Raw genomic sequence first — 17,416 nt, forward strand, 5'->3', positions numbered from 1 at the left:
GGGTGTCCGGGTGAGCGACGATCAGCCGACCTGGGCCCACGAGTCGGCCGAAGTCGTCTCCTACGACCCCCGGTGGCCTGTCCGGGCCGGCGCAGAGCGCGCGCGCCTTGCCGAGATTCTGGCTCCGTGGCTGGTCGAGGGGGTCGAGCACGTCGGGTCCACGGCTGTGCCCGGGCTCGCGGCCAAGCCGATCGTCGACCTGGCCGCCTCCGTCGGCGACCCGGACACCGCGGCCGACCGGGCCGCGGAGCGACTGGCCGCCGACGGCTGGTGCGCTGTTCCTCCGGAACTGGACGGACGGCCTTGGCGGCGCTTCTTCGTCAAGCCCGACGCCGCCGGAGAGCGGCGCGAGGCCCACTTGCATCTGATTCGAGCGGGGCACCCGCGATGGGCCGAGCAGATCGCGTTCCGCGACGCGCTGCGCGGTGACGACGGGCTCGCGCGGCGCTACGCGGATCTGAAACGCCGCCTGGCCCGGCGGCACAGCGACGACCGCGAAGCGTACACGGAGGGAAAGGGATGGTTCGTGGCCGAATCCCTGGAGCAGTCCGTGAAGCGGTCCGCAGAGCAGTCCGCGGAACAGTCCGTGAAGCAGTCCAAGGAGCAGTCCGCCGAACACTCCGCGGACCAGTCCGCGGCACCTTCCGATGAGCACGTTCGCGGTGAGCGGGGACGTCCCGGCGGAGATTCCGGCGGAGCGGCCCGCACGCGGCCATGCGCCGGCGTTCGGCTGGTCCGCGACAGCGAACTCGCGGCGGCGGTGGACTACGCCTACGCCGCCTACGCCGACCTGGCCGAGGGAGGCGAAGGGCCGGTGCGCGCGGTCTGGACGGCGGGTGCCTGCCCGCTGGACGCCGACGGGCGGACGGTCGCGGGCGGCGACGTCGCCGCCCAGGCCCGCCAGGTCATGAGCAACCTGCGTCAGGCCCTGAGCAGCGCCGGAGCCACTCTGGACGACGTCGTCAAGACGACCGTGTACGTAGCATCCGCAGACCGGACAGACCTGGTCAGTGCGTGGCGGGTCGTCCGCGAGCACATGGGCGACCACGACGCTCCGAGCACGCTCCTGGGTGTGGCCGTCCTGGGATACCCGGACCAGTTGGTGGAAGTCGAAGCGGTGGCCGCGGTGGCCGTGGCGGCCGGAGATTAGCGGTGGGCCCCCGGTGCCGGGGATGTCCCACCCGACATTGCAGGACGCGCTGCCGCTCTGTCCTGCCCCAGCCTGCCCTGCCTGGCACCGGAAGCTGACCGGTCGGACCGCCGGAGGGGAAGACGGCGGGTTCGGCCGAGCGGTCGCCGGTTGTGGATGCCGACACCTTGGAATCAGCCTGTAACGAGAGGCGGAACGATGTAGATGAGCTCGACGGCCTCATAGACCGCCCCGACGACGAACAGAACCAGCGCGGGAAGGCTCACCCAGCCGACCTGCCGCAGCCCGCGGACGTATCCCTGACGGCGGTTCCGAGCGTCGACCGTGTTCGGGCGCAGCCAGGCCCTCCCGAGCAGGTAGGCGGCGAGCGTCACGAGGACGTATGCCTGCAACTCGATGAGGATCGTCAGAGAGTGCGGGACCAGAAGTCTCGCCGTCGTCTCGTCGACCGGAGCGAGGGTCACGCCGAAGTTGAACGCTCGGTACGTGAAAGCGACGATGCCGGCGAAGGGCACGATCATCGAGGGCAGCAGGATGGTGGCCACGGCGACGGTCAGCACGTTGACCGCGAAGATGGTCAGACTGAACAGCCAGACGTTGCCGAGCAGCGCCGCCACCAGGTCCGCTGTCCCGTCCTCCTGCTGGGAGGCGACTTGCGCGGCGTTCAGGTCCGGGAAGATCAGCGCGGCCCCCATACCGATGAGGAACAGGCCGTACATGAACGCGTTCAGCACCGCGTAGGTGCGCAGGTTCGCGCGGATGATCTGGAAAGACGTGCGGAGGTATCGCATGTGTCCTGCTCCGTGGTCGAGTCGGCTGAGGAGCCGCTTGGCGCTGTACTCGGCATTCCGCTACCGGGATGGCCGCCTCGCCGCGGATGCGCGCCGACGTGCTGTCCGCTCACACGATGCACAGTGGTGCAGCCCGCGGCAGGGACGTCGAGACGCGTCTCGCAGGCGGCCGACCACCACTCCAGACCATGTCCTCGGGGCAGGGTCAAGCGCGGCCCGGACACGGGGCGGCGAGGGCCGACGAGGGCCGGCTCCATCTGCCGGTGACCGACCGCAACGGCGGTCGCCCCGGCAACCGCGAGGCATCGGGGATGCCGCCTTGACCGTGCCCTTGGGGCAGGGTGTGGACTGCATATGAGCGTGGGGGGCAAAACCGCGCGCAATAACGGAGCGAGGGGAGGCGTCGCATGGCATGGAGCACCCAGCAGCTTGCCGAACTCGCCGACACGACGGTGAAGGCCGTTCGGTACTACCACAGGATCGGGTTGCTGGACGTTCCGGAGCGAACAGCGAACGGATACAAGCAGTACAAGGTCCCCCACTTGATCCGCCTGCTGCAGATCAAGCGGTTGAGCGATCTGGGAGTCCCGCTGTCAGAGGTGGCGGCGATGGGACGAGCGGACGAGGACCCGGACGAGGCGATCCGCGCGCTGGATGCGGAACTGGAGGCGACGGTCGCCCGGCTCAACCGCGTGCGGGCGGAACTGGCCGTCATCCTGCGCCACCGCGCGCCGGCCTACGTCCCGCCTGCGTTCGCTCCGGTCTCTCGCGGCCTCTCCGACAGACAGCGATCCTTGCTGCTGATCTACTCGACCGTACTCAGCGAGGAGTCAACAGAAGAGTTCCGGGAACTGCTCAGCGAACCGGACCACACCGATGAGGAGTTCGAGGCACTCCCTCCGGACGCGGACGATGCCGCAATCGACCGTCTCGCGGCACGCATGCTGCCGGCGGTCCGCAGAGCGCGCGAGAAGCATCCGTGGTCGAAGGACCCGGCGGCGGATGCGCCGCGGGGTGCGAAGCACGCTGAACACACGATGGCCGAGGCGATGGTGCAGTTGTACAACCCGGCACAGCTACAGGTACTCAAGCGGCTGGCCGCCCTCCTCGCGGAGGACGCTGCGGACACGAGCTACGGCACGGCCTGACCCGGCGCGGGACACGGACGGCGCTGCCCGCCCTCCATCAGCGCCGGCTCTGCCTCCGGCCCCCCGGCACCGCTCCGCCGCGTGTCCCGCTGTCGCGCTGCAGCCCCATTGCCCCGCTATACCGCCTGGTGAGCGATCTGGATGAGGTTGCCGCAGGTGTCGTCGAGCACCGCCGCGGTGACCGGACCCATGTCGACGGGCTCCTGGGTGAAGCGCACGCCGAGCCCGCGCAGCCGCTCATGCTCGGCCTTGACGTCGTCGACGGCGAACGAGGTGAACGGGATTCCGTCGGCGACCAGCGCCTCCTTGAACGGCTTTACCGCCGGGTGGCCGCTCGGTTCGAGCAGCAGTTCGGTGCCGTCGGGGTCCTCCGGAGAGACCACGGTCAGCCACCGGTCCTCGCCCAGGGGGACGTCGTGCTTCTTCACGAAGCCCAGCACGTCGGTGTAGAACCGCAGCGCCTTCTCCTGGTCGTCGACGAACACGCTCGTCAGGTTGATCCTCATGTCGGTCCCTCTGTCCCCTCTGTATCCGCGCCGGTGTCAGGGCGGCCGCCGGCCACGTCCTCGCCGGTCTTCTTGAGCCACCGCTCGACGATCGGTTCAAGCGGTCCGGTGTCGATGTAGTGGAACTTGTATCGGCCCTCGCGCCTGGTCGCGACCAGGCCCGCCTCCTCGAGAACGTCGAGATGCTGCGAGGTCGCCTGCCGCGACGAACCGATCCCGTGCTTGGTGGACAGCCGGGCGCAGATCTCGAAGAGGGTCTGGCCGTTGCGTTCGGTCAGCTCGTCGAGGATGGTCCGCCGCGTGGGGTCGGCCAGGGCCTTGAATATGTCTCCCACCCTCGAACACATTAGGCAAGTGAACGCTTGCATGTCAAGGTTCGTAGAGGTTCGAGCCCCCGTCCCCGCCATCCCCGCACCCACCTGCACGTCGACCCCCGATACCCGTACCCGCATACCCGGATACTCAGGTCCGCCGCTCCCCGCACACCACCAGCAGCGGGCAGCCCTCATCCCCGCCGGCAGGGCGCGGCCGCCCGCCGTGCGCGCCGTCTCCGCTGTCCGCGGCGCCCCGCGACGGTCGGCTCCGCGCCCCTCCCCTCACGCCGGAACCGGGACTCCCAGTTCCTCGGCGTGGGCCTTGCGGCAGTGCTTGCTGCAGTAGCCGTACACGTCGCCCTCGTGGTCCAGGGTGATCGCGGAGCCGTCGAGCTTGACGACCATGCTGCACACCGGGCAGTGCACCGTCCCGGGCTCCGGCCCCGGAACGGGTCCCCGGCCCTCAACGGACTCCCGCCACGAGCCCGTGAACAGCCGCGTGATCGCCTCGGAACCCATCGCCTGCCCGTCCAGGCCCAGCGTCCCTTCGCGGACGCCGTGCACCTCGACCCACACCTGCGGCTCGGCGCCGGGTCCCCGGACATCCCGCACGGTGTTGGCGACGATGCGGTTGTAGCGCTCGACGAACTCCCCGGCGGCCTCCTTGACCCAGGGGGACGGGAGCCGCACCCGCACCGCGTAGCGCTGCGGCCAGTCGGCGCCGACCTTGTGCTCCCCGGCGAACCACGTCAGCGGCTCGTGCACGACGACCTGCGTGTACGCGCGCGAGTTCTCCTCGACGGACTCCGGGTGGTACTCACCCCGGTCCACCCCGTCGTCCAGCTCCACCAGCCTCGTGGCCAGCAGCTCGCGCCCCTCGGCACCCAAAGCACCCTGAGGTGCGAAAACCTCGATGAACAGCATGCCTGCGCTCCCTTTCTCCCCCGCTCCCGCTCTTCCGCCGCCGAACCGCCCGCCGAAGCCTCGTACCGGTGGACGTCGGCGGCCTTCTCGGACATGTGTCCGCCTGCGGTCACGCGTGGTCCTCGTGCTCGAAGCCCTCGGGCGCGCGGTCCAGGAAAGCGCTGACCGAGGCGATGCGCCCGTCCGCGGCGAGCGTCAGCACGTCGGTGCCGGTCGCGAACGACGTGCCGTCGGCGAGCCGGATCTCCCACAGCAGCCGGATCCGGTCGTGGTGCTGCTCCGGTTCCCGCCGGGCGACGAACGAGGCGTCGCCCGCGTGCTCGATGAACTGCGTGCGGAACGCGACGAGCGGCTCGGTTCCCGACATCATCGCCACGGGCGAGCGGTAGTCGACGTCCTCGGTGAAGACTCCCGGCGCGAGTCTGCGCTGCTCAGCGGCCGGGCCGTTCCAGAACTCCAGGTAGCGGCCGATGGCCGATGCGGTGCCCCCGCCGTTGCGGCTCTCGGTGCCGTCGTCGCCGGTCGTACCGGTTTCGGTGGTCATGGCGTGTTCTCCCTTCCGGATGCCGCGGCCGGCGCCGGTGCGGCACCGGCCGTGTACTCCGAGACTGGCGGCACCGGTGCGGCCCGTCGATAACCCGGGAGGTCATTGCCGCTCCGCCGCGGGTGCGGGAACGTTGCCGCATGACGGTCACCACCGAGCCGGTAGGAGCGCTGATGCGACGCTGGCGCGAGCACCGGCGGCGCTCGCAGTTGGACGTGTCGCTCGCCGCGGACGTCTCCACCCGGCACCTGAGCTACATCGAGACCGGCCGGGCCAGCCCGAGCCGGGGAATGATCGAGCGGCTGTGCGAGGAGCTGGACGTCCCCCTGCGCGAGCGCAACGCGTTGTACCTGGCGGCCGGGTTCGCCCCCGCGCACCCCGAGCGCCCCTTCACGGATCTGGGTGCCGCCGGCGACGCGGTGCGATCGGTCCTCACCGGCCAGGAGCCGAACCCGGCGCTCGCGGTGAACGTGTGCTGGGAACTGCTCGCGGCGAACCGCGCGATGTCGGCGTTCCTGCACGGCGTGCCGCCCGAGCTGACCAAGCCCGCGATCAACGTGCTGCGCGTGACGCTGCACCCCGACGGCCTGGCGCCGCGCATCCGCAACCTGGGCCGGTGGCGCCGGCACGTGCTGCGGCGCGTCCGCCGGCAGCTCGACCGCACCGCCGCGCCCGGCCTGGCCGAGCTGCTCGCCGAACTGGAGGGATACCCCGGCCCCGGTGGGGACCCGGCCGAGGACGGCCCCGCCTCCGACGCGTCCGACGACCTCGCGGTGCCCTTGCGCATGGCGACGGAGTACGGCGACCTCGCGCTGCTCTACACCACCACCGTGTTCGGCTCGCCGCGCGACGTGACGCTGGACGAGATAGCGATCGAGACGTTCTATCCCGCGGACCCCGCGACGGCCCGCCTCCTGCGCGCCATGGAGGAGTGAGCCGGGAGGCCGGCCGCGGGCCGGGCACACGGGGGGCGGCTCCCGCCGGTGGGTCCCCGCTCTCCGCCGAGCCACCCGCGCCCGCAAGGGCTGCACGCACGCGCCGGGCTAGGGATCGGGCCGCGCGGCGGGGGCGGGAACGGTGTCGAGGGTGAAACCGTGCCCCTTGCTGAGCCGGTGCCATTCGGCGACGCCCAGGGCGGTCACGGTGAGGATGCCGCCCGCCGAGAGGGCGAGGCTGAGCCACAAGGGTGTGGGGCCCGCCAGCCGGGCCAGGCCGACGACGGCCAGGCCCGTCGACGCGATGGGGGCGCAGAAGCACGGAAGCATGGGGTGCACGTCGCCGGCGTTGAACGCGTGCTTGGCGACCATGAACAGCGACCAGAAGACGAACCCCATGACGAAGCCGCCTCCGATGAAGAGCGCGGCGAAGGCGATCACTCCGACATACCACCGGTCCCGGCCCAGTTCGTCGACCAGGCGCATGCCCGACGCGGACACCGCGAAGAACAGCAGGTACGCGCCGGCGAACAGCGCGACGGACACCACGGAGTAGCGCAGGAACCGCCGCAGCAGCTCGGCGCGCACCTGCTGCCCGCGGGCCCGGACCAGGAAGTAGGCGAAGGCGACCAGCAGCGCCGCCAAGGCGGCCGCGATCGACTCCAGCAGGCTCCGGCCCGACGCCGCGCGTTCCACCGACTCGGTGTCCTCGAAGTAGACGGCCACGCCCACCACGACCACGAACCCCGCGACGGCGCGGATGGTCTGCAGCAGGTCCAGCGGGTCGTCGGCACGCGCGATGGAGGGGTTGCGCGGTTTGAAGATCCGGTCCGCCGCCTTCTTCCCCGCCACCATGAGCGGCCACATCCACAGCAGCGGGAACACGATCCCCCCGCAGCCGAACAGGAGGGGCCTTCTGCGCCACAGCGGTCGCTGGGCGGCCCCCTGGCCGGGGGGAGGCGGCGGAGGCGGGGGCGGGTTGGGGACCGGCGGCGTCGGCGCTGGTGGTGAGGCGGGTCGCGGTGTATCGGGGGGATCGACGTGCACGAGGCCTCCGCATACAGCGGTAGTGGTGCGGACCGACCGGTACTCGGCTCCGGGGAATTCAGGATGCCGTAATTCCGTCAGGAGCGCCGCCGTTCGCTGTGCGTCGGCGGGAGTACTTCCCGCCCCGCGCGATATGTTCCGCTGTCCTCGCGGCAAGGCCGCCGGTTTACCGACGCCGCGATCATCGGACGTATGAGGATCCCGTCCGCGGACGGGGTACGGAAACCGCGCGGCGGAACTCGCGGCCCTCTGGGGAAGCTCTCCCAGGAGGCCCGCGAGCGCCGGTCGCCGCGGGTTACTTCAGCTCGGGCTCAGACGTCGGCTTCACCTTGGCGTCGTCTCCGTGGATGCCGGCGAAATTCTCGTCGAATCGTCCGGGGGCGTCGACGTGGAACGCGTTCGGCCCGGCGTCGGGGCCGCTCCGGCGAGTCGGGTCGTCGCCGGGATCGCCGCTGTAGACGGCGTATCCCTCGCTCCGGGTCATGCGGCCCCGCGACTCCGCGGCGACGACCGCCTTCGACGACGCGGGGATGCGCTCGGGGGCGGGTCTCCGTCGCCCTCCGCCCCGATTCCGTGCGTCGGCTTCGTCTCGCCGCGATGGGAACCGAACTCGGTGGACTTGTGGATTTCGACGGAGAACGACCGTGCCGCTGCAATCGGCGACTCTTTCAGTTCGATGGCGTGCGAAATCCCGCCCTCGAAACCCTTCGAGCCCGTTTGCGACCGAACGAGGACGGCTATTTCTCGTGCGGCGACGACCCTCCGCATTTTTCACGGCGATTGAACTCGGCATTGTATAACCGGTAGCCGGAACTCGGTCGGCACCCTTCCTGTTCGGTCGCTCGCTCGGTTTCCGGATCGTTTTGGGCGTTGCGCGCGGTGTCCGCTCGGCGGTCGCCAGGAAGCGGCGGCGCGAAGCGCCTCCGCCGGGGCGGCCGACCGGCATGCGGACCCGCCGCCCGGCCCGCGCAGGCCCTGAAAAAGCTCCGGCGGACCCGGAAAGAGCGATGGTCCCTACTGCCGGGGGAGGCGGGGCGGAGGGGTCGGCGCGGGCTCGGCGGCCGCCCCCGGAGCCGTAGGGAGCGGAGCCGCGGCTGCGCAGGAGCGACTCACTTCGCCGCGCCGCGGAGGGCGGGCCGGAGGGGGCCGTGTCGGTCGACGCGCCTGCATACGTACGGGTACGCGATTTGCGCCCCCGGCTCGGGACGCCCAGGGCGGAGCCGTCGGCGCCCGCCGTGCCCGCAGAGGCCGGACGGCCCGGCGCGGCGGTGCCGGCCCACAGGGCGGGGAGGAGGGCGTCGGTGTCGGGCGCGTCGACGAGCCCCGGGTCCGTGGCGGCCCAGGAGGCCTGGGCCGCCTCGCCGAACCAGACGGCCGGGCGGCGTTTGGCGCTCCTGGATCGCCGCGGCCGTGCGGTGTTCGGCGGCGAACTCGGCGGTCGGCCGCTCCGGCGCTCCTGCCCCGCGCAGCCCGGCGGGCGCGGCATGGCGGGTGCGCGCCGTCCGGGCAAGGGCCGCTCCCATCGGCGATCCCGCTCCTGCCTATTACCGGAACAGAAACGGCGGAATGGTGCGTATGCGGGCGCACGTGGACGTCGTTCCCAGCGCCCCCGGCGGCGCAGTTCAGCGCGCCTTCGGATGGGCTCGAATTTTCCCCCGGGGAAGCCGGGGAAAAGGGTCCAGCGGGGTGCGGAGTAGCGGTAATCTTGAGTCCAGGTTCCCTTCCTTCAGGGTTTTGCAGGGATTGGAGCCGCGGCCCGAGACAGCGTGGGGGAGCACCGTCTCGGGTCACGTGGGGGGCCGGGTTCGGCGCCTGGGGCCGGGGGGCTCAGGCGCCGAACCAACGGCTTCCCGAGAGGCCGTAGGCCACGTGGAACCTGACGGCGGTGGGCTCGGGCGACCGTTGCCGTCCCGCTCGGTGGCCAGGGCATCGACCAGAGCCGGACCGCGGCCCGCCTGGGCGTCGGCCTCCAGACCGCTCGGAGCCGGGGATCAGGTGCGTACGGTTTCGGCCGTCCCGCATCCCGGCCTCGGGTTCGCCGCCGTCCCGGCAGGTCAGGGTCATGGGCGTCTGCGGTCCGCTCCACGCGGAGGGTGTAGCCGCCGCCGGGCAGGCCGGGCAGTCGGACCTTGGCCGGTCGCACAGGTGTCGCGGAAAGCGTGGACCGGCGGGAAGAGGGCGTTTCGCACAGAAGGTGAGCCGACGGCGACGTTCAGGTCGTACCGTTCGGCATCGGCTCACACGCCGGCCTCGCATCCCGTTTAGGATCGTGGACTTTCCCCGGACCGCTGGACTCCCCCATTGCGTGGATCGGCACGTCGGCATGTTCGGTATTCCTGGATCAACACGGAGAGACCGAACGGTATAGCGTGACATTCGGAGACCTTCAGGGCTTCGCACTCAGCACCAAGCGGACCGCCGAGTTCATCGCGGACGTGGCTGCCTCCCCGGGAGAGTGATCCGTGCGCGACGTGCTTTCGAGAAGAGCGGCTGCAGCTGGCCAGGAGCCGAACTGCGGCGGCGTTGCCGCCATCCGTTCCGCCTTCCGCACGTCCAGCTACAACGGCGTCAGTGAGGGCCGCCTCGACGTGGCCGACCTCCCCGCAGGTGCGGCCGTGCGCGACTCGAAGCACCCGTAGGCAGGGCACCTCTCCCTCCCCGTCGCCGAGTGGGGGCGCCTACCTCACGGCCGCCCGCGCCGCCGAGCTGTAGCCGAGCGCCCGCCCACCACGCCCTCCCGGCCCCTGCGGGCCGCTGTCAGCCGAGCACGGTGGCGGCGAACCACCCCAGGGCCGCGGCTGCGCCGACGGAGCCCACGGAGGCCAGCACGAGCAGCGCGCAGCCCACGCCGGTGCCACCCGCGCCGCTGGGCGCGTGCGCCTTGCCCGTCCGCGCCGTGCGCGCCGTCACCGCCGCCGAACTCGTGCGGTCGCACGTACCGGTCGCGGTACACGGCGGCGCTCAGCTCGCGCGGGCGCCGGAACTCATGCCGCTCCGGGTTGTCGGGACTGCTCTCCTCGGCCAGGCGGTCAGTGGCCTCCCCGCCCCCGCACCCCGTCGAAGAGGCGGGAGCCGCGGCCGGCGCTCGCTGCCTCGGACTCCAGCATCTCTCTGGCGGCGGTCACGGACGCGACCGTGACGACCGCCGCGGGCGGCCGTCACGACCATAGAGGGCGTTGGGGTGTTTCAGCCGGAGGCTGAGCCGGTACTCCCAGGGGTGACCGGGTTCGACGCACGTCATCCCGGGCGTCGGCGGGCGGCCGGACCGGCGGAGGCGGGCGAAGGGAGAGGCGCATGGGCGCGAGCGGCACAGGCGCGGACACCGACACCGAGGCACGGATCCAGATCATCGCCGGGCTGGCGATGGGCGCGTTCGCGGCGGTGGCGCTGGCCACGGCCCTCGCACGCGCCGAGACGGGTCTGACCGTGGTCGGCGCGCTCGCGGGGGTGCTGGGGGCCGGCCTCGTGGCGGTCGCCGCGGTGCGCCTGCGCAGGCTGCACCGCAACGGCCGCCGCGACCGCGAAGGCGCGGGCGGGCAGACCTGAGCCCGGTGTCTCTCATCTCCTGACCCGCGCGCCAGGGGCGCATGGAGGGTACGCTGGCCCACCTGCGGTACAGATTCCGGACAGATCCCGGCAAAGGGTTCGGGCCGCTCCGGCGGCACGCGCGGTACGCCGCGCGCCCGACGACTCGCCCGCGGGGCGCCCCAGCACATCCCATTGGTGCTCTCTGTGGGCGCCGAAGTACCGGAATGCGCCGCATCCTCACGGGTTCCGCGTTTCCGCCCTACCCGCGTTGCGCACACAGGCTTACGTCCGTTATTTTCCCTTTATACTATTTTTACACTTCACTCACTATTGACGCATAGCGTCGTGCGTCATCGAGCCCTCCCGCGCCCCCTGCGTCGCCGTCTGCCGCTACGCCTCCGGCCGGGTCGGTTGAGGCGAGTTTCCGCGAACAGGAAGGACGGCGGCTGATGGGCGATGTGCGCTCCGGTCTCAAGCGCAGGGCGCGCCTGCTCGGCGAGGCGCTGCGCCCGCCGAAGTCGCTGACGGCACGCGGCCCGGCCGCGCCCGACGGCGATCAGACACCCGCCGCCAAGACTCCGGCCGCCGAAGCTCCGGCTGCCAAGGCTCCGGCCGCCGCGGACCCGGGCGTGAAGGCGAAGCGTCCGCCCAAGAAGACGCTCTCCTACGACTACGGCGTGCCGATCGCCTCCCGCCAGGTGGGCTCGCCGGTGTTCGTGATCAGCCCCGTCCGCTCCGGATCCACGCTGCTGCGGATGATCCTGAACAGCCACTCCCGCATCCGCGCACCCCACGAGCTGCACCTGCGCACCGTCGAGGTGCAGCTGGCCGAGGAGTTCTCCGCCAAGTCGATGCTGGAGCTGGACCTGGACCGGCACGAGCTGGAGCACGTGCTGTGGGACCGCATCCTGCACTTGGAGCTGGAGCGCAGCGGCAAGGACGTCATCGTCGACAAGACGCCCGGAAACGTGTGGGCGTGGGAACGGCTCAGCTACGCCTGGCCGCACGCCAAGTTCATCTTCCTGATGCGCCACCCCGAGGGCATCGTCGGGTCGCTGGCCCGCCGGAAGAACAACACCGCCACCCGCGACAAGCTCGAAGCCAACGTGCTGAAGTACCTGGAGCCGCTGGAGAAGGCGCGCACGACCCTCGACGGCCACTCGATCCGCTACGAGGACCTCACCTCCGAGCCCGAGGAGACGCTGCGCAAGCTGTGCGCCTACCTGGACGTGGAGTGGGAACCGGACATGCTCGACTACGGCGAGCACGACCACGGCAGCCTCGGCGCGAACCTGGGCGACCGCAGCGCCAACATCCGCTCCGGGCGCATCCAGGCCGCCCGCGAGGAGGAGACCTCCGACGAGCTCTCGCCGGAGCTGGCCAAGTACGCGGCCACCTGGGGCTACGCCTGACAGTCCCGCTCGGCGGCCGCATCCGGTCGGCGCCGGGACCGCGCGGCCGACCCGTGGGCGCACTCCGCGGCGCCCGGACCGGGTAGCTTCGCGGGCGTGCTGACTACAGAACGCCTCGCGGAAGCCCTCGCCGACCAGACCGAGGGGGTCGTCGCCCTGGCGCGCGGTGCCGACATGCCCCGACTGGGATTTGCGTGAGCTGCTGCGCCACATCGGGCGGGCTCACCGGTTCAGCGCCGACACGGTGCGGCGCCGCGTATCCCATCCCGCAGAGCTGGCCTCGCCCAGCGACTTTCCGGCTCCAGACGAGGCCGGAGCGCTGGCGGAGTGGCTTTGGGCCGGCGGCGGAGAGCTGTAGGACGCGGTGGAGGACGCCGGGGCGGATGTGCCGGTCTGGAACTTCAGCGGGCGCCGCCGACAGGCCGGGTTCTGGCTGCGCCGTATGGTGCACGAGACCTCCGTCCACCGCGCCGACGTCGCCATGACCGTCGGCGAGCCCTACGAGGTGGCCCCCGACGTTGCGGCCGACGGAATCTCGGAGTGGCTCGACCTGGTGACGGGGCCGGGCGCGGCCGAGGCCCGCCCGGAGGCCGCCGAAGCGCTGCGCGGCCAGGGACAGAAGCTCCACCTGCACGCCACTGACCCGCGCGGCCTCGGTCAGGCGGGGGAATGGATGATCCACCGCGAACCGGACGGTGTGACCTGGCACCACGGCCATCAGAAGGCGGACACGGCCCTGCGCGGCCCGGCGGCCGACCTGCTGCTCGCGTTCCTCGGCCGCATCCCCTGGACGGACGAGCGGATCGAGGTCCTCGGCGACACCTCCCTGCTCGACCACTGGCCGCGCCACGCGACGTTCTGAGGGCCCGGCGGCCGCGCCCTCTGCCGTGTCCCGCCCCCGACCGGCCCGCCTGCCCCGCTGGGGCGCATTACAGCGGCCGGAGCGGGGCAGGGGTCCCGCGACGGGGGATGCGACGAAGGGGGCGTGGCCATGGCCGACTCCGAGTCGGAGGGCAGGACCGGATCCGACCTGGTGCTGCGGGTCGGCGCCGAGGAGCTGGTGGTCCGGCACCGCTACGAGGCGGCGAGCATCGTCAACGACATCCTCATCGCGGTGTGGTTCACCGCCGGCAGCGTCATGTTCTTCTTTCCCGCGTGGCAGGTGGCGGGCACCTGGTGCTTCGTCGCGGGCAGCGTCGAACTCCTCGTGCGCCCGCTGATCCGCCTGGCGCGCCTGGTGCACGTGCGGCGCATGCGCAAGCGCACCCACGGCGCGGGGACCGCCCGGACGACACCGCACGAGACGTCGCTGGACTTCTGAGGTCCCGGCGCGCGGACATCGCCGAGCGGGCCGAGGCGGGCCGGGCGGCGTTCTTCCGCTTCTTCGGCGGCGAGCGGGCTCCCCACACCGCACTCGCTCGGCACATCGCGTCCCCCGCACCCCTCGGCGACTCAGTGCCCGCGGCGCCGGCCCTGCCGCGCCGGGCCGCGGAACTTGCGGTGGCCCGGCTCACCGCGGACCCTGCTTCTATGCGGGGCAGGCCGCCGCCGGGGAGGCCCCGGACCGGCCGGCGGCGGATGTCGACGACGCATTCGCGCGACTGGTCCAGGTCCGCGCGCGCAGGCGCTGCCTGCGGGGATCACCGTCCGTACGGCGATCCCGGGCAGGCCGAGCGGGAAATGCGAAACAACCGGTTTACACGCGAGTTAGATCTGGTTACCGTAATTGGGAGCGCTCCCAGAAGTGACCGACATCATGACAACCGGAGACGCGCATCACCGAGATGAGAAGATCGCCGTGACCAGGAGGAATGGGAGCGCTCCCATCCGACTCGCGGCGTTCTGACCCCGATCCCCCGCTTCCCATCCCCCACCCCATCCCCCGCTTCCCCTTCCGCGCCCGAGCCCCGGCTCGATCCCCCGTCCCCGCCCGCATCCCCCACATCCCCCACCGCCGGGTGCGGCGACCGCATCCGGCGCACCTCCACCCCTCCCAGCACACTCGCCCCGGCCGCGCCCACAGCGGCCGACCCGCGCGGCTACGCAGCGTATCCGCCTAAGTACCGTACCCACCGCCAGGTTCACCCGCCCGCTCGCGGCGGCATCCCCCCGTCCCCGCCCCATCGGCCGGGACACGCACGGAAACTGGAGGTACCTCATCACCATGGGTTCCCGGCTCTTGACGCGATGGCCGTTAGCGCGGCTGATAGCGGGCGGAGCGGCGGCAGGGCTGGTAGCGGCCCTGGCACCGGCCACCTCCGCGTTCGCGGCGACGGAGTGCTCCGTCGACTACGAGATCACCAACGACTGGGGCAGCGGCTTCACCGCCAGCGTCACCGTCAACAACGAGGGCGACCCGGTCGAGGGCTGGTCGCTCGGCTGGACGTTCCCCGACGGCCAGCAGGTCACCAACGGCTGGAGCGGCGAGTTCAGCCAGGACGGCGACCAGGTCACCGTCACTCCGCCCGCGTGGAACCCCGACCTGGACAGCGGCGAGTCCGCGACCGTCGGCTTCCAGGGCTCGGCCGGCGGCGGAGACAACGGCGTGCCCGAGGAGTTCACGCTCAACGGCACCACGTGCGGCGGTGGCGGCGGCGGGGAGAACACTCCGCCCGAGGTCGGACTGACCTCGCCGCAGGACGGCGCCTCGTTCCTGGCCGGCGAGGACATCCCGCTGGCGGCCGACGCCTCCGACAGCGACGGTTCGATCGACCACGTGGTCTTCGAGGCCGACGGCACCGAGATCGCCACCGACGACTCCGCGCCCTACGAGGCGACCTGGTCCGACGCCGCGACCGGCCCCTACTCGGTGACCGCCACCGCGGTCGACGACGCGGGGGCCGAGACGACCTCCAGCCCGGTCGCCGTCGAGGTGATCGACGAGCCGGCGATCGTGGCCACCCCCGCCGACGTGAGCGTGCGCCAGGGCGGCGAGGCGACCTTCGACGTCTCCCTGTCCAACGCGCCCGACTCCGCCGTGGACGTCAGCGTCGCGCGCACGGACGGCAGCTCCGACCTCAGCGTCTCCGGCGGCGGCGAGATGACGTTCACCGCCGACGACTGGGACACCGAGCAGGAGGTCACCGTCTCCTCGGCCGACAACGGCGGCGAGCTGGCGTCGGCGACGTTCACCGCATCCGGGCAGGGCTACGGCTCGGCGACCGTCGAGGCCACCGAGATCGACGCCACCACCTCGGACTACGAGGCGGCGTTCCTGGAGCAGTACGAGAAGATCAAGGACCCCGCCAGCGGGTACTTCCGCGAGTTCGACGGCGGCCTGGTGCCCTACCACTCGGTGGAGACCCTGATCGTGGAGGCGCCCGACCACGGGCACAACACCACCTCCGAGGCGTTCAGCTACTACCTCTGGCTGGAGGCCGAGTACGGCCGCGTCACCGGTGACTGGCAGCCCTTCAACGACGCCTGGACGTCGCTGGAGGAGTACATCATCCCGGGCACACAGGACCAGCCCACCAACGGCTCCTACGACCCGTCGTCCCCGGCGACCTACATCCCCGAGCACGACTCGCCGCAGGGCTACCCCTCGGCGCTGGACGACAGCGTGCCGGTCGGCGAGGACCCGCTCGCCCAGGAGCTGAGCAGCACGTACGGGACCGACGAGGTCTACGGCATGCACTGGCTGCTCGACGTCGACAACACCTACGGCTACGGCTTCTGCGGCGACGGCACCGACAACGCGCCCGCCTACATCAACACCTTCCAGCGCGGGTCGCAGGAGTCGGTGTGGGAGACCGTCCCGCACCCCTCGTGCGAGACGTTCGAGCACGGCGGCGAGAACGGGTTCCTCGACCTGTTCACCGACGACGACACCTACTCCGAGCAGTGGCGCTACACCAACGCGCCCGACGCCGACGCACGCGCGGTGCAGGTGGCCTACTGGGCCGACAAGTGGGCCGAGGAGCAGGGCAACGCCGGTGCCGTCGACGACGTGGTCGCCGACGCGACCAAGATGGGCGACTACCTGCGCTACGCCATGTTCGACAAGTACTTCAAGGAGGTCGGCGACTGCGTCGGCGCCCAGGAGTGCGCGGCCGGGCAGGGCAAGAACAGCTCCCACTACCTGATGTCCTGGTACTACGCGTGGGGCGGCGCGATGGAGTCCGCGGAGTACCCGTGGGCCTGGCGCATCGGCGGCAGCTCCGCCCACCAGGGCTACCAGAACCCGATGGCGGCCTACGCGCTGTCGCAGACCGCGGAGATGCAGCCGGAGTCGCCGACCGCGTCCGAGGACTGGGCCACCAGCATGGAGCGCCAACTGGAGTTCATGGAGTGGCTGCAGTCCTCCGAAGGCGGTATCGCCGGCGGTGCGACCAACAGCTGGGCGGGCAGCTACGCGGAGCCGCCGGCCGATGTGCAGCAGTCGCAGTTCTACGGCATGTACTACGACTGGCAGCCGGTCTGGCACGACCCGCCGTCCAACAACTGGTTCGGCTTCCAGGTGTGGGGCATGGAGCGCGTCGCCCAGCTCTACTACGAGACCGGCAACGAGCGCGCCGGCGAGATCCTGGCCGACTGGGTGCCCTGGGCCATCGAGAACACCCGGCTCAACGGCGGCGGGGACTTCGCCGTCCCGGCCGACATGAGCTGGTCCGGCCAGCCCGACACCTGGGACGGGTCCTCCACGGGCAACCCGGACCTGCACGTCGAGGTCACCTCGCACGGCCAGGACGTCGGTGTGGCGGCCGCGCTGGCCAAGACGCTGCTCTACTACGCGGCGGGGTCGGGGGACACCGACGCCCGCACCACGGGTGAGGGCCTGCTCGACGCCCTGATCGCCAACCAGGACGACATCGGCATCGCCGTCGAGGAGAGCCGCGGCGACTACGAGCGGTTCGACGACGAGGTCTACGTCCCCGAGGGCTTCTCCGGGACCATGGCCAACGGCGACCCGGTCGAGCCGGGCGCGACCTTCACCTCCATCCGCTCCTTCTACCGGGACGACCCCCAGTGGGACAAGGTCCAGACCTACCTGGACAACCCGGACGGGGAGGCGCCCACCTTCACCTACCACCGGTTCTGGGCCCAGGCGGAGATCGCGACCGCCTTCGCCGCCCACGACAACCTGTTCGGCTGATGCCGGCGCCCGGGTGCCGCGG

General features: G+C 71.6%; 17 protein-coding genes and 2 pseudogenes. 11 read left to right on the plus strand and 8 right to left on the minus strand.

Features of this window, described 5'->3' with window-relative positions; genetic code table 11:
* Positions 1-10: 10 nt before the first annotated feature.
* Together ABD284_RS04985 and ABD284_RS04990 are read left to right on the plus strand one after the other, a co-directional pair.
* Positions 11-532: pseudogene (locus ABD284_RS04985) on the plus strand (GrpB family protein); the annotation flags it as partial.
* Positions 533-730: 198 nt separating this feature from the next.
* Positions 731-1,150: a RidA family protein gene (locus tag ABD284_RS04990; RefSeq protein ID WP_344141486.1), complete on the plus strand. Its 420-nt coding sequence runs from the start codon at positions 731-733 to the stop codon at positions 1,148-1,150.
* 173 nt (positions 1,151-1,323) lie between these two features.
* Here the strand turns inward: ABD284_RS04990 and ABD284_RS04995 are convergent, their stop codons facing one another.
* Complete coding sequence (locus tag ABD284_RS04995) at positions 1,324-1,941, minus strand: stage II sporulation protein M (protein ID WP_344141195.1); 618 nt, start codon at positions 1,939-1,941, stop codon at positions 1,324-1,326.
* A 407-nt stretch (positions 1,942-2,348) separates the two neighbouring features.
* On the opposite strand from ABD284_RS04995, the gene ABD284_RS05000 reads away from it, so the two are divergent.
* Positions 2,349-3,089 carry a helix-turn-helix domain-containing protein gene (locus ABD284_RS05000; protein WP_344141196.1) on the plus strand — a complete coding sequence of 247 codons (741 nt, stop codon included), beginning with the start codon at positions 2,349-2,351 and terminating at the stop codon, positions 3,087-3,089.
* Between the two features lie 116 nt (positions 3,090-3,205).
* Here ABD284_RS05000 and ABD284_RS05005 read toward each other — a convergent pair whose 3' ends face one another.
* The 4 genes from ABD284_RS05005 to ABD284_RS05020 all read right to left on the minus strand — a co-directional run bounded on the left by ABD284_RS05005 (position 3,206) and on the right by ABD284_RS05020 (position 5,377).
* Positions 3,206-3,595: a VOC family protein gene (locus ABD284_RS05005; RefSeq protein ID WP_344141197.1), complete on the minus strand. Its 390-nt coding sequence runs from the start codon at positions 3,593-3,595 to the stop codon at positions 3,206-3,208.
* A complete protein-coding gene (locus tag ABD284_RS05010) occupies positions 3,592-3,930 on the minus strand; it encodes an ArsR/SmtB family transcription factor (RefSeq protein WP_344141198.1) in 339 nt (112 codons plus the stop codon). The genes ABD284_RS05005 and ABD284_RS05010 overlap by 4 nt, the downstream gene beginning before the upstream one ends.
* 261 nt (positions 3,931-4,191) lie before the next feature.
* Complete coding sequence (locus ABD284_RS05015) at positions 4,192-4,833, minus strand: hypothetical protein (protein ID WP_344141200.1); 642 nt, start codon at positions 4,831-4,833, stop codon at positions 4,192-4,194.
* A 109-nt stretch (positions 4,834-4,942) separates the two neighbouring features.
* Positions 4,943-5,377, minus strand: a complete 435-nt coding sequence (locus ABD284_RS05020; protein ID WP_344141201.1) for a nuclear transport factor 2 family protein — start codon at positions 5,375-5,377, stop codon at positions 4,943-4,945.
* A gap of 140 nt (positions 5,378-5,517) precedes the next feature.
* Between ABD284_RS05020 and ABD284_RS05025 the strand changes: the two genes are divergently transcribed.
* Positions 5,518-6,312: a helix-turn-helix domain-containing protein gene (locus ABD284_RS05025; RefSeq protein ID WP_344141202.1), complete on the plus strand. Its 795-nt coding sequence runs from the start codon at positions 5,518-5,520 to the stop codon at positions 6,310-6,312.
* 108 nt (positions 6,313-6,420) lie between these two features.
* Here ABD284_RS05025 and ABD284_RS05030 read toward each other — a convergent pair whose 3' ends face one another.
* Positions 6,421-7,197, minus strand: a complete 777-nt coding sequence (locus ABD284_RS05030; protein ID WP_344141203.1) for a hypothetical protein — start codon at positions 7,195-7,197, stop codon at positions 6,421-6,423.
* Positions 7,198-7,654: 457 nt separating this feature from the next.
* A complete protein-coding gene (locus ABD284_RS05035) occupies positions 7,655-7,843 on the minus strand; it encodes a hypothetical protein (protein ID WP_344141204.1) in 189 nt (62 codons plus the stop codon).
* Between the two features lie 1,747 nt (positions 7,844-9,590).
* On the opposite strand from ABD284_RS05035, the gene ABD284_RS25735 reads away from it, so the two are divergent.
* Positions 9,591-9,818, plus strand: coding sequence for a Scr1 family TA system antitoxin-like transcriptional regulator (locus ABD284_RS25735; RefSeq protein WP_386699747.1), 228 nt, complete (start codon positions 9,591-9,593; stop codon positions 9,816-9,818).
* 298 nt (positions 9,819-10,116) lie between these two features.
* On the opposite strand, the gene ABD284_RS05040 is transcribed toward ABD284_RS25735, so the two are convergent.
* Positions 10,117-10,269 carry a hypothetical protein gene (locus ABD284_RS05040; protein ID WP_344141205.1) on the minus strand — a complete coding sequence of 51 codons (153 nt, stop codon included), beginning with the start codon at positions 10,267-10,269 and terminating at the stop codon, positions 10,117-10,119.
* Positions 10,270-10,653: 384 nt separating this feature from the next.
* On the opposite strand from ABD284_RS05040, the gene ABD284_RS05045 reads away from it, so the two are divergent.
* The 6 genes and pseudogenes from ABD284_RS05045 (at position 10,654) to ABD284_RS05070 (ending at position 17,394) form a co-directional block, all read left to right on the plus strand.
* Complete coding sequence (locus tag ABD284_RS05045) at positions 10,654-10,905, plus strand: hypothetical protein (protein WP_344141206.1); 252 nt, start codon at positions 10,654-10,656, stop codon at positions 10,903-10,905.
* A 431-nt stretch (positions 10,906-11,336) separates the two neighbouring features.
* Positions 11,337-12,299: a sulfotransferase family protein gene (locus ABD284_RS05050; protein WP_344141207.1), complete on the plus strand. Its 963-nt coding sequence runs from the start codon at positions 11,337-11,339 to the stop codon at positions 12,297-12,299.
* A gap of 166 nt (positions 12,300-12,465) precedes the next feature.
* Positions 12,466-12,720: pseudogene (locus tag ABD284_RS05055) on the plus strand (maleylpyruvate isomerase N-terminal domain-containing protein); the annotation flags it as partial.
* 60 nt (positions 12,721-12,780) lie between these two features.
* Entirely contained in the window at positions 12,781-13,161 is a 381-nt protein-coding gene (locus ABD284_RS05060; protein ID WP_344141487.1) for a hypothetical protein, read from the plus strand.
* Between the two features lie 129 nt (positions 13,162-13,290).
* Positions 13,291-13,620, plus strand: a complete 330-nt coding sequence (locus ABD284_RS05065) for a YrhK family protein (protein ID WP_344141208.1) — start codon at positions 13,291-13,293, stop codon at positions 13,618-13,620.
* Between the two features lie 843 nt (positions 13,621-14,463).
* The gene (locus tag ABD284_RS05070) at positions 14,464-17,394 is read left to right on the plus strand and encodes a glycoside hydrolase family 48 protein (protein ID WP_386699732.1); all 2,931 of its coding nucleotides are present in this window, start codon (positions 14,464-14,466) and stop codon (positions 17,392-17,394) included.
* Positions 17,395-17,416: the final 22 nt, after the last annotated feature.

Source organism: Streptomonospora arabica, assembly GCF_039531585.1.
Lineage (GTDB): Bacteria > Actinomycetota > Actinomycetes > Streptosporangiales > Streptosporangiaceae > Streptomonospora > Streptomonospora halophila.